General features: G+C 70.9%; 8 protein-coding genes. 6 read left to right on the top strand and 2 right to left on the bottom strand.

What is annotated here, in order from left to right; genetic code table 11:
* Window positions 1-422: 422 nt before the first annotated feature.
* Both ABIA33_RS21480 and ABIA33_RS21475 read left to right on the top strand, forming a co-directional pair.
* A complete protein-coding gene (locus ABIA33_RS21480; protein ID WP_370083984.1) occupies window positions 423-2,276 on the top strand; it encodes an ABC transporter ATP-binding protein in 1,854 nt (617 codons plus the stop codon).
* On the top strand, window positions 2,273-4,282 hold the full coding sequence (locus ABIA33_RS21475) for an ABC transporter ATP-binding protein (protein ID WP_370083983.1): 2,010 nt from the start codon (window positions 2,273-2,275) through the stop codon (window positions 4,280-4,282). The genes ABIA33_RS21480 and ABIA33_RS21475 overlap by 4 nt, the downstream gene beginning before the upstream one ends.
* 56 nt (window positions 4,283-4,338) lie before the next feature.
* On the opposite strand, the gene ABIA33_RS21470 is transcribed toward ABIA33_RS21475, so the two are convergent.
* Entirely contained in the window at window positions 4,339-5,685 is a 1,347-nt protein-coding gene (locus ABIA33_RS21470; RefSeq protein WP_370083982.1) for a glycosyltransferase 87 family protein, read from the bottom strand.
* Between the two features lie 360 nt (window positions 5,686-6,045).
* Entirely contained in the window at window positions 6,046-8,745 is a 2,700-nt protein-coding gene (gene glgP / locus ABIA33_RS21465) for an alpha-glucan family phosphorylase (RefSeq protein ID WP_370083981.1), read from the bottom strand.
* Between the two features lie 1,022 nt (window positions 8,746-9,767).
* Here glgP and ABIA33_RS21460 point away from each other — a divergent pair.
* From ABIA33_RS21460 to glgB, 4 genes are all read left to right on the top strand, one after another.
* Entirely contained in the window at window positions 9,768-11,729 is a 1,962-nt protein-coding gene (locus ABIA33_RS21460; RefSeq protein ID WP_370083980.1) for an alpha-1,4-glucan--maltose-1-phosphate maltosyltransferase, read from the top strand.
* Window positions 11,726-13,465, top strand: a complete 1,740-nt coding sequence (treS, locus tag ABIA33_RS21455; RefSeq protein ID WP_370083979.1) for a maltose alpha-D-glucosyltransferase — start codon at window positions 11,726-11,728, stop codon at window positions 13,463-13,465. The genes ABIA33_RS21460 and treS overlap by 4 nt, the downstream gene beginning before the upstream one ends.
* 227 nt (window positions 13,466-13,692) lie before the next feature.
* Window positions 13,693-15,309, top strand: coding sequence for a maltokinase (locus tag ABIA33_RS21450; protein ID WP_370083978.1), 1,617 nt, complete (start codon window positions 13,693-13,695; stop codon window positions 15,307-15,309).
* Window positions 15,310-15,387: 78 nt separating this feature from the next.
* On the top strand, window positions 15,388-17,087 hold a 1,700-nt coding region (gene glgB, locus ABIA33_RS21445), incomplete at its 3' end, for a 1,4-alpha-glucan branching enzyme (RefSeq protein WP_370083977.1).

The raw sequence follows: 17,087 nt of genomic DNA, 5'->3' as shown, positions 1-17,087 counted from the left end.
GGGCGTCGCCGAGGAGGGCGGGGCAACGACGCCCAGCGCATCGCCGACTCCGACCAGGCGCAGAGCGGTGCGCCGGGTCGGGTTGCCGGGTCGGGTTGCCGTTCCGATCGATTGAGAATGAATTGCCGGTTTCGTCACTCATCGCGGTCTCGCACGGGGTCAGCGGCGCTGCGCCCATCGTGGGGCTTCCGACTCCCGTGGTGTGAACGGAGACTGACGGCGACTGGAACGACGGCCGGGGCCCCCGGAGGGGTTTCGGCGGAAAACCAGATGAGCATTGTCAGTGGTCCGCCGTACGCTCACAGACGATGTCTGATCCCACCCCATCCCCCAAAACGCCAGCCCACGCGCCACAAACGCCGTCCCTACCGGAATCAACAGCTCCGGACACCCCGGAAGCCGACAGACCGGACGTACCTGCCATGACCGAGCCGCCCACGCCCGCCCACTCACCAGTCGACAACCCGACCGACGCCGCCGCCGTGCCGGCGCGGAAGCGCTCCACCGTACGCTCGCTGCTCCGGATCTGGCCCTACGCCCGCCCGATCCGCTGGTTCCTGGTCGGCTCGACCAGCGCCGCGATGATCGCCTCCCTCGCCGGACTGCTGATCCCGCTGGTGCTGAAGCAGATCGTGGACGGCCCCGTGGCGCACCGGCACACCGCAGGGCTGTGGTGGCCCGCCGCGCTGCTGCTGGTCCTCGGCGTCGCCGAGGCCCTGCTGTTCGGCGTGCGGCGCTGGATGGTGGCCCGCCCGCTCTCGCGGGTGGAGCAGACCATGCGCGCGGACCTGTACGCGCGGCTGCAGCGCCTGCCGGTGTCCTTCCACGACCGCTGGGCGTCCGGGCAGCTGCTCTCCCGCGCCACCTCGGACATGTTCACCATCCGGCTGTTCCTGGCCTTCCCGCTGGTCTTCCTGATCGTCAACTCGATGGTCTTCCTGATCGGCATCGGGATCATGTTCAGCCTGGACTGGCAGTTGGGCCTGATAGCGGTGCTCCCGGCCGCACCGCTGATCGTGCTGTGCTCGTACTTCGAGCGCCGCTACTCGGCCGCGGCCCGGCTCGCTCAGGACCAGACCGGCGACCTCGCCACGATCATCGAGGAGTCGGTGCTCGGCATCCGCATCCTCAAGGCGTTCGGGCGGCACCGCACGATGGCGCAGCGCTTCCGCGAGCAGGCCCGCGAGCTGCGCGGCACCGAGCTGCACAAGGCCCGGCTGCTGGCCAACCTGTGGGCGGTCATCGTCGGCCTGCCGGAGCTGGCCCTGGCCTGCTCGCTGGCGGTCGGCGTGGTCCAGGTCGCCCACGGTTCCAGCACCGCGGGGACGCTGGTGGCCTTCCTCTCGACGGCGCTCGCGCTGCGCTGGCCGGTCGAGTCGCTGGGCTGGCTGCTGGCGTACAGCAACGAGGCTGCGACGGCGACCGACCGCTTCTTCGAGGTGCTCGACACGCCCCTCGCCGAGGAGGACGACCAGCCGACCGTGGACGCGCCGCAGCCCGCCGGACCGCGTGACGGCATCCGCTTCGAGGGTGTGCGCTTCCGCTACCCGGACGCCCCCGCCGAGACCCCGGACCTGCTGCAGGGTGTGGACCTGCACGTCCGTACCGGCGAGACGCTGGCCCTGGTCGGCACCACCGGCAGCGGCAAGACCACGCTGACCGCGCTGCTGCCGCGGCTGTACGACAGCACCTCGGGCCGGATCACCCTGGACGGCGTCGACATCACCGAGCTGCCCAGGCCCACGCTGCGCCGGCTGGTCTCGGTGGCCTTCGAGGAGCCGACCCTGTTCTCGGCCTCCGTGAAGGAGAACGTGCTGATGGGCGCCCCCGGCGCCGATGAGAACGCGCTCCAGCGGGCGCTGGACACGGCACAGGCCCAGTTCGTCCGGGCCCTGCCGCAGGGGCCGGACACGCAGGTCGGAGAGCAGGGGCTGAGCCTGTCCGGCGGCCAGCGGCAGCGGTTGGCGCTGGCCCGCGCGGTCGTCGGCGGCCCGGAGTTCCTGGTCCTGGACGACCCGCTGTCCGCACTGGACGTGCACACCGAGGCGCTGGTCGAGAAGGCGCTGCGGCGCGTGCTCGCCGAGACGACCGCGCTGGTGGTGGCCCACCGGCCGAGCACCGTGCTGCTCGCCGACCGGGTCGCGCTGCTGTCGGACGGGCGGATCACGGCCGTGGGCACGCACCACGACCTGCTCGAGAGCTGCCCTGAGTACCGCGAGCTGATGTCCGGTGAGCTCGCGGCGGCGGGCTCCGCATCCGAGGGGAGCCGCGCATGACCAGCACCGGTCTGACCGCCGACACCCTGACGGACCGACACCCGAGCGATACGGAGATTGACGTGGAAGCGGAAGCGCCGGGTTTGACCACGACCGCCGAGGCCGGCGCTGACGCCGAGCAGTGGCAGGTCGAGCCCGCACAGCCGCACGAGCCGGAGCCCGGAACCGAGTCAGGACCTGGATCCGCACCCGGGCCCGGGCCGCTCGTGGGCGCGGCGGCCGAGGACGCGGAGGACATCCCCGTCCCTCCGGGCGCGCCCCGCGCGCTGCTGCGTTCGCTGATGGGCCCGCACCGGGGGCGGATCGTCCTCGCCATGGTGATGATCGTGGTGCAGCAGGCCGCCCTCCAGGTCGGCCCGCTGCTGGTGTCGCTCGCCATCGACCGGGGCATCCCGGCGCTGCGGGCGAACGACGCCGGGCCGCTGATCGCCGTCACCGTCGGATACCTCGCCTGCGCGACGCTGGCGACCCTGCTCCAGCGCGCCTTCATCCGGCTCTCCGGAGTGATCAACCAGGACATCCTGCTGGATATGCGCCAGCGGATCTTCCGTCACGCCCAGCGGCTCAGCCTGGACTTCCACGAGCGCTACACGTCCGGCCGGATCATCTCCCGCGCCACCAGCGACGTGGACGCGGTCCGCGAACTGCTGTCTGAGGGGTTGCAGGAGCTGCTGTCCGTCGGTCTCTCGGTGGTGTACATCTCCGGACTGCTGCTGTTCCTGGACTGGCGACTGGGCCTGGTCTCGCTGGCCTCCTTCGTACCGGTGTACCTGCTGACCCGCTCGTACCGGCGCCGGTCGCAGCGGATCTACCGGCGTTCGCGGACAGCAGTGGCCACGGTCATCGTGCGCTTCACCGAGACCATGAACGGCATCCGGCCGGTCCAGGCGTTCCGCCGTGAGGCCGCCAACGAGGTCGCGTTCGGCGTCGCCAACGCCGACTACGCCAAGTCCAACGCGGACAGCCTGCTCTCCATGGCGCGCTTCGTCGCGGTCTCCCGGGCCACGGCCAATGTGTGGATCACCGGGGTGGTGCTCTGGGGCGCCTACCTGGTGACGGACAACTCGCTGCAGCTCGGCGTGCTCGCGGCGTTCGTGCTGTACCTGCGGCGACTGTTCGACCCGATCGACCAGCTGGCGATGTTCCTGAACAGCTACCAGTCGGCCGCGGCCGCACTGGAGAAGATCGCGGGCCTGCTCGCGCACGAGCCCTCCGTGCCGGAACCGGTCGAGGCGACGGTGCTGCCGGCCCGGCCCGAGGGTTCGCCCGCCGGTCGGGAGATCGTGTTCGAGGAGGTCGGGTTCGCCTACCGCACCGGCAAGCAGGTGCTGCCGACCTTCTCGCTGCGGATTCCCGCAGGTGAGAGCGTCGCCGTCGTCGGAGCCACCGGCGCCGGCAAGTCGACGCTGGCCAAGCTGCTGGCCCGGTTCTACGACCCGACCGGTGGCCGGGTGCTGCTGGACGGCGTGGACCTGCGTGAACTGGCCACCGCCGAGCTCCGCCGGGGGGTGGTGATGGTGACTCAGGAGTCCTTCCTGTTCTCCGGGACGGTCGCCGACAACATCGCGGTCGGCCGCCCCGGCGCGAGCCGCGAGGAGGTCGAGGCGGCGGCCAAGGCCATCGGCGCACATGCCTTCATCAACGCGCTGCCGGAGGGCTACGACACCGACGTGCGCAAGCGCGGCGGTCGGATCTCGGCAGGTCAGCGGCAGCTGGTCGCGTTCGCCCGCGCCCTGCTGGCAGACCCCGCCGTGCTGATCCTGGACGAGGCAACCTCCTCGCTGGACGTTCCCGGCGAGCAGGCCGTCCAGGAGGCGATGCGCACCGTTCTGGCCGGGCGTACCGCGGTGATCATCGCCCATCGGCTGTCGACGGTGGAGATCGCCGACCGGGTGCTGGTGATGGAGCAGGGCCGGGTGGTCGAGGACGGCTCCCCCGCCGACCTCATCGCCGGCACGGGACGCTTCAGTCGGCTGCACGAGGCGTGGCGCGACAGCCTGGTCTGACGCGTCGAACCCTCCGCCGGCCGGTCCTGGCCGGACGGCTCAGCGGCTCAAGCGGCTCAGCAGCTCCCGACCGTGGCCAACTCCCGCTCCCGGGAGCGGGCCACGGTCTGGGGCCTGAGCTCGCGGGCCCAGTGGCGGCGGCGGCTCCGGGCCCAGGCCGGCGCCAGCCCCAGGAAGAGCAGGCCGTACAGCGGGTAGGCCCCGGCGAGGAGCTGCTGGTACCAGGTCAGGTGCAGCGCCTGGGTATTGGTGATCGGCAGCAGCCGGAAGGCATGGCTGAGGAAGACCGCCGCGCCCAGCAGCAGCGCGCCGCCGAGCGTCCAGGTCCACCGGTCCGGGCGCTGGTAGCGCAGCCGGTCCATGGTCTCGGCGGCGAGCAGCACCAGCATGGGGACGCACCAGACCCAGTGGTGCGACCAGCTGATCGGCGAGACCAGCAGCGCGGTGACCGCGACGCAGACGCCGCTCCAGGCGCGGGCGCGGGCGAGCGAGGGATAGGAGCGCCAGACGTACCCGGCGACGGTGAGCCCGGCCGCGCCGACCGCCAGTCCGAGGCCGGTGCCGATCAGCCCAGGCGTGGCGGTGTGCAACGAGCGGGCGAGGAGGCCGTCGAGGGACTGGTTGGCGATGTCCTGGGTGGCGCCTACGCGGGTGGTGTCGAACAACGCCTGGGTCCAGTAGCGCAGCGAGTCGCGCGGCAGCAGCAGCCAGCCGAGGGCGACGGTGCCGAGGAAGGTGGTGCCGGCGGCCAGTCCGACCCTGACGCGGCCGGTGAGGAGCAGGTGGAGCGCGAAGATCCCGGGGGTGAGCTTGATCCCGGCCGCGATGCCGCTGCCCAGGCCGGTGAGCCGGCTGTCGTCGCCACGGGTGAGGTCCCACAGCACCAGGGCGGCGACGAGCAGGTTGATCTGCCCGTAGCGGAAGGTGGTGCTGACGGGTTCGGTCCACAGCGCGAGACCCGCGACGGTGCCCGCCGCGGCGAGCCGCCAGCGCCGGGCGGGCCAGTCGGCCAGCTTGCAGGAGAGCCAGGCGACGACGCCGAGCAGGGCGGCGTTTCCCGCCGTGACGGCAATCGCGAGCAACGACGCGCTGAGCCGACTGCTGGGCACGAAGACCAGAGCCGCGAACGGGGGATAGGTCGCGGCGAGGTTCTGCGAGGTCGCGGTCAGGTCGTAGAGGCTGTGACCCGAGACGACGGCCGCGCCCTCGGCCTGGTACACGAGGGCGTCGATCATGCCGTGGGTGCCGAAGACGTTCCGGCCGAGCAGGTAGCCGATCAGGGAGAGCAGGGCGAACGCCAGTGCGGCGGCCGTCCTGCGGCGTATTCGTACGGCATCGGGGCGCGGCTTCCGCCGGTGCCTGCCTGCCGACTGGCGTGCGGCAGCGGTTGTGTCGGAGGTCACACCTGGTCCCAGGATCCGGAGCGTGCTTACCCGAGAACCGTAACAAGAGTCGGTAAGACCGACCGACAAATGGGGGGTGGGTGAAGGAGCGGGGCGAGGGAGGGGGCACCCCCGGACGAAGTTTGGGGGAGAGTCTGGGCGGGGCGGAGGAAGGAGCCATTGCGGAGCACTGGCGACCGACGACAACCCGGCCGGGCGAGAGCCTCCCCCACCCTTCGGGCGGGAGGTGCCCCCTGCCCGCGACGCCGCCCCCATTTGCCGGTCGGTCTATGGCCAGGAAAAGGCCAGGAAAGAAGAAGATCGTGGCGCGGACCGGAGTCCGCGCCACGATCTTTCCTCCACTGCTTTTCTGCCACTGCGTCAGCGCAGCAGACCCGAGTCCATTCCGGCGGTCTCCGCAGGAACGGCGATCAGTCCGAGCTCCGCCCCGGAGGCCAGCAGCCGGTGGGCGGGGAGGATGCGGACGGTGTAGCCGAAGGGGCCGGTCATACCGAGCTCCAACGGTCCCTCGTAGCGCCAGCGGCCGTCCAGGTCGGCACGGTCGGCGGCCTTGAGCGACACCGCCGTGGCGTCGGTGATCCGGTCGGCGTCGTCGACCCGCCCGGAGACGACCTGCACGTCCACGTCGGCGGGGTCGAGGCCGTCCAGCGAGACGTGCACCCGCAGCGCGAGCGTGCTGCCCAGTTCGGCGCTGTCGGTGCCGTCGGCGGTCTCGCCGTGGTCCACCTGCACGGCCGGCCAGGCGGCCCTGACCCGCGCCTTCCAGGCGGCGAGCTCGCGTGCGCCGTCGTAACCGCCGTCATGGGCGAGCAGGCGGTGCGCCTCGGCCGCCGGGGTGTAGAGCCGGTCGACGTACTCGCGGACCATGCGACCGGCCAGGACCTTGGGGCCGAGGGTGACCAGGGTGTGCCGGACCATCTCGATCCAGCGCGGCGGCAGGCCGTCACCGCCCCGGTCGTAGAAGCGCTGCGCGACCTGGTGCTCGATCAGGTCGTACAGTGCGGCCGCCTCCAGGTCGTCCCGGTGATCGGCCTCGGGGCCCTCCAGACCGGAGCCCTCGGGGCCGCCGGCGCTGACGCCCTCAGCGGTGGGGATGGCCCAGCCATTGCTGCCGTCGAACCACTCGTCCCACCAGCCGTCGAGCACCGACAGGTTCAAGCCACCGTTGAGCGCCGACTTCATACCCGAGGTGCCGCAGGCCTCGAGCGGGCGCAGCGGGTTGTTCAGCCAGACGTCACAACCCGGATACAGTGCGGCGGCCATGTCCATGTCGTAGTCGGGCAGGAAGACGATCCGGTGCCGCACCGCGGGATCGTCCGCGAACTTCACCATCTCCTGGATCAGCCGCTTGCCGCCGTCGTCCGCCGGATGGGCCTTGCCCGCCACGACGATCTGGATCGGCCTGGTCGGGTGCAGCAGCAGGCCGCGCAGCCGCTGGGGGTCACGCAGCATCAGCGTCAGCCGCTTGTACGAAGGCACCCGGCGGGCGAAGCCGATGGTCAGCACGTCCGGGTCGAGGACCTCGGCGACCCACCCGAGCTCGGCGTCCGAGGCGCCGCGCTGGCGCCAGGAGGCGCGGACCCGCTCCCTGGCCTCCTCCACCAGTTGGGCCCGCAGCCTGCGGCGCAGCTCCCAGATCTCCTGGTCGGGGATGGACTCGATACCGTGCCAGCGGCGGGACTCGCCGACCATCATGGCTTCCTCTGCGCGCTCGGCGCCGATCTCCCGCGCCCCGAGGCGGACCACCTCGGGATCGATCCAGGTGGGCGCGTGCACGCCGTTGGTGATGGAGGTGATCGGCACCTCGTCGGCGTCGAAGCCGGGCCACAGGCCGTTGAACATGCCCCGGCTGACCTTGCCGTGCAGGGTGCTCACACCGTTGGCGCGCTGGGCCAGGCGCAGGCCCATCGCGGCCATGTTGAACAGCGCCGGGTCGCCGCCGGGCCAGCTCTCGGCGCCCAGCGCCAGCACCCGGTCCACCGGTACGCCGTCGAGCTGGGCGTCGGCGGTGAAGTGACGGAAGACCAGCTGGCGATCGAAACGGTCGATACCGGCGGGGACCGGGGTGTGGGTGGTGAAGACGGTGCCGGAGCGGACCGCCTCGAGCGCGACGTCGAAGTCCACCGGCTCCGACTTCTCCGACACGCCGTCCCCGGCGACGAGCTCGCGGATGCGCTCGACGCCGAGGAATCCGGCGTGACCCTCGTTGGTGTGGAAGACCTCGGGCTCGGCGTGCCCGGTCAACCGGCAGAAGGTACGCACGGCCCGGACGCCGCCGATGCCGAGCAGCATCTCCTGCAGCAGCCGGTGCTCGCTGCCGCCACCGTAGAGGCGGTCGGTGACGTCGCGTTCGTTGGCGGCGTTGTCCTCGATGTCCGAGTCGAGCATCAGCAGCGGCACCCGCCCCACCTGGGCCTTCCAGATGCGGGCGTGGAGCTGCCTGCCGCCGGGCAGGGAGAGGGAGACCGTGCAGGGGCTGCCGTCGCTCTCGCGCAGTTGGCTGACGGCGAGCTCGTTGGGGTCGAGCAGGGGGTAGCGCTCCTGCTGCCAGCCATCCCGGGAGAGGGACTGCCGGAAATAGCCGTGACGGTAGAGCAGGCCGACACCGATGATGGGCACGCCCAGGTCGCTGGCGGCCTTGAGGTGGTCCCCGGCGAGGATGCCGAGGCCGCCCGAGTACTGCGGCAGGGTGGCGGTGATTCCGAACTCGGGTGAGAAGTAGGCGATGGCGGCGGGAAGGTCGGGGGCGTCGTGCAGCCCCTGCTGGTCCTGGTACCAGCGGGGGCCGCTGAGATAGTCGCGCAGGTCGTCGGCGGTGTTGTCGAGGCGGCGCAGGAAGCGCCGGTCATTGGCGAGGGCGGCGAGGCGCTGTGGGGCGACCTCGCCCAGCAGGCGGACCGGGTCGCGGCCTGCGGCCTCCCAGATCTCCGGATCGACCTCACGAAACAGGTCGCGGGTCTCCGGATGCCAGGACCAGCGCAGGTTGAGCGCCAATTCGCCAAGGGCTTGGAGGGGTTCGGGCAGGACGGTGCGAACCGTGAAACGTCGGATTGCCTTCACCCAAGCGAAGATAGCGTGACTGAGGGTGCGTGCGAAGGTGCTCCCGAGTGCTGCGCCATACGTTCGGCGCATTGGCGCGACCAGCGGCGATCTGGTTCACCCGGACGGCGGCACGGCGCACACCGGCGCACGGGGGCGTGTGTTCACATGGACGAAATCCAGCCGTCGCGCGGTCGTTGCACCAGGGGCCCGCGCTGTCCGCCACGTGCGCCGAACTGTAGTTCCTTGTGGCCGAAACGTGCGGATACCCGTGCGTAGGACACCACGACGGTGCGAGGATCGAGGCAGGTCGAGAGGACTTCCGTGCGACGGGGCGACGCAGCCCGGCGTCGTGCAGTCATGCCTGTCACCCAGAGTCACTCAAGTGATGTCGGAGCATTCCGGTCCCAGCTTTCAGCAGCCCAGCCATAAACACAGCCTGACGCACAATCCGATCTGTTGTCCCGCGTGTCTCCCCTCCCCGCGTGCTCGTTGTACGCAGCGGGCCAACGCTCCACCTCCTCGAACAGAGCGCGCGCACGCCGGTGCGCGCTCCAGCGCGCGTGGTGCGGCGGGAACCGGCTGTGCGGCCGGGTGGACGACGGACGGGTTGACGACCGGGAAGGCCGGGGAAGGCTCTCCGAGTCACTCGTTCGGGGCTGGGTCGCGGGCGCTGCCGGCATCCGGTCCTTCCGACGCTCAAGAGTCCTCCGGCGCTGTCCGGACGCGCCCTGCCGACGCAGGTTCGGGCGCGCCCCCGGAGAGTCGCCGCCGATCGTGGTCAGGAGCGGGAAATGCACGAGGAGCAACGATTGGACGGCGCCCCGGCCCAGGAAGCCACTCGCAAACCCGCGACCCGCAAGCCCGCGGCCAGGAAAGCGGCGGCACCACAGGTGCCACCGGTGCCGGCGGTGCCATCAGAGCCCCCGGTGCCATCAGAGCCGGCGGCCTCTCTGGCGTCTCCGGCGCCTCCCAAGCCGCGCAGCACCGCGAAGACCCGCACAGCACGGACCGCGCAGACAGCAGAGGGCGAGCAGCAGTTCATGATCGGCCGTATCCCCGTCCTGGACGTGAGCCCCCGCGTGGACTGCGGCGGGCGTCCGGCCAAGTCCGTCGTCGGCGAGCCCTTCGAGGTCAGCGCCACCCTCTTCCGGGAAGGCCACGACGCCGTCGGAGCCAATGTAGTGCTGCGCGACCCCAGGGGCCGCAGCGGCCCGTGGACGCCGATGCGCGAACTCGCGCCGGGCACCGACCGTTGGGGCGCGGAGGTCGTGGCGAACGCAGCGGGCCGCTGGACCTACACCGTGGAGGCCTGGAGCGATCCGTACGCCACCTGGCGGCACCACGCGGAGATCAAGATCCCGGCCGGGATCGACACCGCGCTGGTACTGGAGGAGGGCGCGCTGCTGCTGGAGCGTGCCGCGGCCGGAGTGCCCAAGCGGGAGGGACGTCCGGCCGTGCTGGCCGCCGCCGCGACGCTCCGTCAGGACGAGCTGCCGCCCGAGGTCCGGCTCGAGGCCGCGATCGGCGAGCAGGTGACCCGGGCCCTCACCCGCCACCCGCTGAGGGAACTGGTGTCCGCCTCCCGCCCGTCCACGCTGCAGGTGGACCGCCCCCGCGCGCTGTACGGCTCCTGGTACGAGTTCTTCCCCCGTTCCGAGGGTGCGATTGTCGCACCTGACGGGCGCCACGCCCCCGTCTCCGGCACCCTGCGCACGGCCGCCGAGCGGCTGCCCGCCGTCGCCGACATGGGCTTCGACGTGGTCTACCTGCCGCCGGTGCACCCGATCGGGCGGGCCTACCGCAAGGGCCCGAACAACACCCTGGAGGCCGACCGCTTCGACGTCGGCTCACCCTGGGCGATCGGCTCCCCCGAGGGCGGTCACGACGCGGTCCACCCCGACCTGGGCACCATGGACGACTTCGACGCGTTCGTCGCCCGCGCCCGGGAGCTCGACCTGGAAGTGGCCCTGGACTTCGCGTTGCAGTGCTCGCCGGACCACCCCTGGGTGGAGAAGCACCCCGAGTGGTTCACCCACCGCGCCGACGGCTCCATCGCCTACGCCGAGAACCCGCCGAAGAAGTACCAGGACATCTACCCCGTCAACTTCGACCAGGACCTCGACGGCCTGGTCAAGGAGACCCTCCGGCTGCTGCGCCACTGGATGGCACACGGCGTCCGCATCTTCCGGGTGGACAACCCGCACACCAAGCCGGTGATGTTCTGGGAGAAGGTCCTCGGCGAGATCGCCCGCACCGACCCCGACGTGCTGTTCCTGGCCGAGGCGTTCACCCGCCCGGCGATGATGCACACCCTGGCGAAGATCGGCTTCCACCAGTCCTACACGTACTTCACCTGGCGCACCGGCAAGCAGGAGCTCACCGAGTACCTGACCGAGCTCACCGGGAAGGCCGCCGCCTACATGCGGCCCAACTTCTTCCCCAACACCCCCGACATCCTGCACGCCTATCTGCAGCACGGCGGCCGCCCCGCCTTCGCCGTCCGCGCGATCCTGGCCGCCACCCTCTCGCCGAGCATCGGCGTCTACGCCGGCTACGAGCTGTACGAGAACGCGGCCGTCCGGCCCGGCTCCGAGGAGTACCTCGACTCGGAGAAGTACCAGCTCCGGCCGCGCGACTGGAGCCGCACCGACACCCTCGCCCCGCTGCTCACCACCCTCAACCTGCTGCGCCGCGAGCACCGCTCGCTCCAACTGCTGCGCAACCTGAGCTTCCACGACACGGACAGCGACCAGATCCTGGCCTACTCCAAGCGGCAGGACGACGACACCGTGCTGGTGATCGTCAACCTGGACCCGCACCACACACACGAGACCACGGTCTCCCTCGACCTCCCCGCTCTCGGACTCGACTGGCAGGACAGCCTCGACGTCCACGACGAGCTCAGCGGCGTGCGCTACCGCTGGGGCCGCCACAACTACGTCCGGCTCGACCCCGCCCTGCAGCCGGCTCACATCCTCACGGTCCGGAGGGCCGACCAGTGATCGTCAACGAACCCGTTCCCGACACCTTCACCGACACGCCGCAGAAGGACCGCGACCCCGACTGGTTCAAGCGCGCCGTCTTCTACGAGGTGCTCGTCCGCTCCTTCCAGGACAGCAACGGGGACGGGGTCGGCGACCTGCGCGGCCTCACCTCCAAGCTGGACTACCTCCAGTGGCTCGGCGTGGACTGCCTGTGGCTGCCGCCCTTCTTCGCGTCCCCGCTCCGTGACGGCGGATACGACGTGGCCGACTACACCGCGGTGCTGCCCGAGTTCGGCGACCTGGCCGACTTCGTGGAGTTCGTGGACTCCGCCCACCAGCGCGGGATGCGCGTGGTCATCGACTTCGTGATGAACCACACCAGCGACCAGCACCCCTGGTTCCAGGCCTCCCGCAACGACCCTGAGGGTCCGTACGGCGACTACTACATGTGGGCCGACGACGACAAGCAATACCAGGACGCCCGGATCATCTTCGTCGACACGGAGACCTCCAACTGGACCTTCGACCCGGTCCGCAAGCAGTACTACTGGCACCGCTTCTTCTCGCACCAGCCCGACCTGAACTTCGAGAACCCGGCGGTCCAGGAGGAGGTCCTGGCCGCGCTGCGGTTCTGGCTGGACCTCGGCATCGACGGCTTCCGGCTGGACGCAGTGCCCTACCTCTACGCGGAGGAGGGGACCAACTGCGAGAACCTGCCGGCCACGCACACCTTCCTGAAGCGGGTCCGGGCCGAGATCGACGCGAGCTATCCGGACACCGTGCTGCTCGCCGAGGCCAACCAATGGCCCGAGGACGTGGTCGACTACTTCGGCGACTTCGCCAAGGGCGGCGACGAGTGCCACATGGCGTTCCACTTCCCGGTCATGCCGCGCATCTTCATGGCGGTGCGCCGCGAGTCCCGCTACCCGGTCGCGGAGATCCTGGCGAAGACCCCGAAGATCCCCTCCGGCTGCCAGTGGGGCATCTTCCTGCGCAACCACGACGAGCTGACCCTGGAGATGGTCACCGACGAGGAACGCGACTACATGTACGCGGAGTACGCCAAGGACCCGCGGATGCGGGCCAACGTGGGCATCCGCCGCCGGCTCGCCCCGCTCCTCGACAACGACCGCAACCAGATCGAGCTGTTCACGGCGCTGCTGCTCTCCCTTCCGGGGTCGCCCGTGCTCTACTACGGCGACGAGATCGGGATGGGAGACAACATCTGGCTGGGCGACCGCGACGGGGTTCGTACCCCGATGCAGTGGACCCCGGACCGCAATGCCGGTTTCTCCTCCGCAGACCCGGGCAGGCTCAACCTGCCGACCATCATGGACCCGGTCTACGGCTACCAGGTGACCAACGTCGAGGCGCAGATGAGCAGTACCAGCTCGCTGCTCCACTGGACCCGCCGCATGATCGAGATCCGCAAACTCAATCCGGCGTTCGGGCTCGGCTCGTACGCGGAGCTGCCGTCCAGCAACCCCGCCGTGCTGGCCTTCGTCCGCACGCTGTCCCTGCCCGACGGCGGGGACGACCTGGTCATGTGCGTCAACAACTTCTCGCGCTTCGCTCAGCCCACCGAACTGGACCTGCGCGAGTACCAGGGGCGGCACCCGGTCGAGCTGATCGGTGGGGTCCGCTTCCCCGCGATCGGCGAACTGCCGTACCTGCTCACGCTGGCGGGCCACGGCTTCTACTGGTTCCGGCTCCGCCGCTCGGAGCAGGCAGCCGCTCGGCCGATGCTCCCCTGACCACCCCACCCGACCGTCCGTCACCCAGGAGCAGCGCAGACCACAGACCCTCCCCCGGCCCAGGCCGGGGGTACCCCCTTGGCGTGACACGCGGTCAATGACCGCGTGCCGAAACCCTCACGTCACCAGAATCCGGAAGACTGGCACACCCGGCAGCCCGCCCTCGGGTCACCACCCGCATGTTCCACCCGCTGCCGGGGCTGCCGCGTCCCCGGGGAAAGGGAGAAATGTCCGACACCTCCCGACCTCGCACCGTCGCAGCCAGACCCGCCACCCTCACCACATCCGCCACGGCTGCCGCAGCCGCCGCGCCCGCGACCCTCAAGCGCGGGACGGATCCCGGCTCGCTCGTCCAGGACACGCTGCCGCTGCTTCGCGACTGGTTGCCGCGCCAGCGCTGGTTCTCCGGCAAGGGACGTCCGATCACCGCCCTCGCCCCGGTCACCGTCACCCTTCTCCCCGAGCCGCTTGCCGGGGGGCCGCTGCTGCTCCACCTGCTGCTGAAGGTCGAGCAGCGCTCACCCGACGGCACGAGCAGCAGCGACCTGTACCAACTCCTGCTCGGCGTCCGGCCGCAGCACCTCTCCTGGCCGGACGCGGACCGGCTCAGGGCAGGAGTCATCGGGCGGATCAAAGGCGGCCCCCATGACGGCCTGCTGACCTACGACGGAGCCTACGACCCGGTACTGACACACCGACTGCTGCGCCATCTCGCCGGCGGCGGCCGCCAGGGCAACCGGATCGGACCGATCCGGTTCTTCTCACTCCCGGACTCCGGTGCCGGCCTCGACCTCGGTGAGCTCTGCGAACCGGACAGCCCCGCGCGAGTCGGCACCGCGGAGCAGAGCAACACCTCGATCATCTTCGGCGACGCCGCCATCCTCAAGCTGTTCCGACGCATCGGCGCCGGGCTCAACCCGGACCTCGAGCTCTCCCTCGCCCTGGGGCGCGCGGGCTCCACCCGCGTCCCCGAGCCGCTGGCCTGGTACGAGGGCGACCTCCCCGACCCCACCGGGCAACCGGCCACGCTCGGGCTGCTCCAGCGGTACCTCGACTCCGCGAAGGACGGCTGGGAGTTCGCCCTCACCCACGTCGGCCGGCTGCGCACCGACCCCGAGTGGCAGAGCATCCGGGACGGCGTGCCCAGCGACCACATCTCAGGCAACTTCTCCGCAGAGTCGTTTCTGCTCGGACGCGCCACCGCCGAGGTACACCTCGCCCTGGCCCGTGCGCTGCCCGTCACCGTCCTCGACCGGCAGGAGATCGAGTCCCTGGCCAACGCCATGGCGCTGCGTCTGGACGCCGCAGCCGTCGCCGTCCCGGCGCTGGTCCCGTACCGCACCCCGCTGCGCCGGATCTTCCGTGACCTGGCCGAGTCCGCTCGCGACGGACGGCTGCTGCGTGCCCAGCGGATCCACGGCGACCTGCACCTCGGCCAGGCCATGCGGACCAGGCGCGGCTGGGCCCTGCTCGACTTCGAAGGCGAACCAGCGAAGTCCCTGGAGGAACGCCGGCGCCCGCAGCCGGCCGTCCGCGACGTCGCGGCTATGCTCCGCTCCTTCGACTACGCAGCCGCCCACCTCCTCACCGAGCTGGCTCCGACCGATCCCGACCGCCCGCGCCTGGGCGCGCTCGCCGCGACCTGGGCACTGCGCAACCGCGCGGCGTTCTGCGCCGGCTACGCGGCGGCGGGTGCGGAGGACCCCACGGCAGACCCGGTGCTCCTGCACGCGATGGAGACCGACAAGGCGATCTACGAGGTGGTCTACGAAGCGCGCAACCGCCCGGAATGGCTGCCCATCCCCCTTTCCGCCATCGCCCGCCTTGCCCAGGCCGCCCCATGAGCCCCCATCCGGACTGACCCGCCGTACCCGTCCACCCCGACCCCTACTCGCCGTACCAACGCCAGGGAGGCACCGGCCGTGAACCAGTTCGACCCGCCCCGCCCCATCGTCGCCACAGAGGACACCGGCGGCATCGAAGGCACCGGCAGCACCGGAAGCACCCGCGTGCCGAACACCTCCCTGGCAGACCGGCCCCGTGTGGCCACGCGCCGCAGCGAGCCCCGGCCCACCGGGGCCACTGCTTCCGGCGCCGCGCCCGCCACCGCCCTGAAGGTGGGAGATGCTCCGTTGCCCCCGGGGGAGGTGGCCCGGCTGGTCGGCGGTTGGCATCACGACCCGCACGGTGTGCTGGGTGCGCACCCGGTGCCGCGGGGTACCGCGGTGCGGGTGCTGCGCCCGCTGGCCGAGCGGGTGGTGGTGGACACCGGTAGTGCCCGGTTCGAGTTGACGCACCAGCAGGACGGCTTGTTCACCGCCTTGATTCCCGGCGACGGCGACGCTGTGCTGCCTGCGTACCGGCTGCGGGTGGTCTACCAGGGTGTTGAGGTGGTGCAGGACGACGGCTACCGGATGCTGCCGACGGTGGGTGAGGTGGATCTGCATCTGATCGCGGAGGGGCGGCACGAGGAGTTGTGGACGGCGCTGGGTGCGCAGGTGCGCACGGTGGACGGCGTGGCGGGGACGGGGTTCGCGGTGTGGGCGCCCAATGCGTCGGGGGTGCGGTTGATCGGGGATTTCAATGCGTGGAACGGGACCGCGCATCCGATGCGGTCGTTGGGTGGCAGTGGGGTGTGGGAGTTGTTTGTGCCCGGGGTGGGGCCGGGGGCGCGGTACAAGTTCGAGATCGCCACCCGGGACGGGCGGATGCTGCAGAAGGCCGATCCGCTGGCGCGGGCGACCGAGGCGCCGCCGGCCACCGCGTCGGTGGTGCACACCTCCAGCCACGTGTGGCAAGACCAGCAGTGGATGGCGGCGCGGGGTGCGGGCGGTCATCACGAGCGGGCGGTGTCGGTGTACGAGGTGCACCTGGGTTCGTGGCGGCCGGGGCTCAGCTACCGGCAGTTGGCCGAACAGTTGCCGGGGTATGTGCGGGATCTGGGGTTCACGCATGTGGAGCTGATGCCGGTGATGGAGCATCCGTTCGGGGGCTCGTGGGGCTACCAGGTGTCCGGGTTCTATGCACCCACGGCCCGGTTGGGGTCGCCGGATGATTTCCGGTTCCTGGTCGATGCGCTGCACCAGGCGGGGATCGGGGTGATCGTGGACTGGGTGCCGGCGCATTTCCCCAAGGACGGGTTCGCGTTGGCCGGCTTCGACGGGGGGCCGTTGTACGAGCCGGGGGATCCGTTGCGGGCCGAGCATCCGGACTGGGGCACCCTGGAGTTCGACTACGGGCGTACCGAGGTGCGCAACTTCCTGGTGGCCAATGCGGTGTTCTGGTGCCAGGAGTTCCATGTGGACGGGCTGCGGGTGGATGCGGTGGCCTCGATGCTGTACCTGGACTACTCGCGTGAGCACGGGGCATGGAGTCCCAATGCGCAGGGCGGGCGGGAGAACTGGGATGCGGTGCGGTTCCTGCAGGAGATGAACGCGACGGTCTACCGGCGCTGTCCGGGGGTGGTGACGGTGGCCGAGGAGTCCACCGCCTGGCCGGGGGTGACCCGTGCCACCGAGCACGGCGGTCTGGGCTTCGGCCTGAAGTGGAACATGGGCTGGATGCACGACTCCCTGGACTACATCCAGCACGAGCCGGTCCACCGCCGCTACCACCACAACGA

Source organism: Streptacidiphilus sp. MAP12-16, from assembly GCF_041262165.1.
Lineage (GTDB): Bacteria > Actinomycetota > Actinomycetes > Streptomycetales > Streptomycetaceae > Streptacidiphilus.
This window is presented reverse-complemented; position numbering and strand designations above follow the sequence as displayed.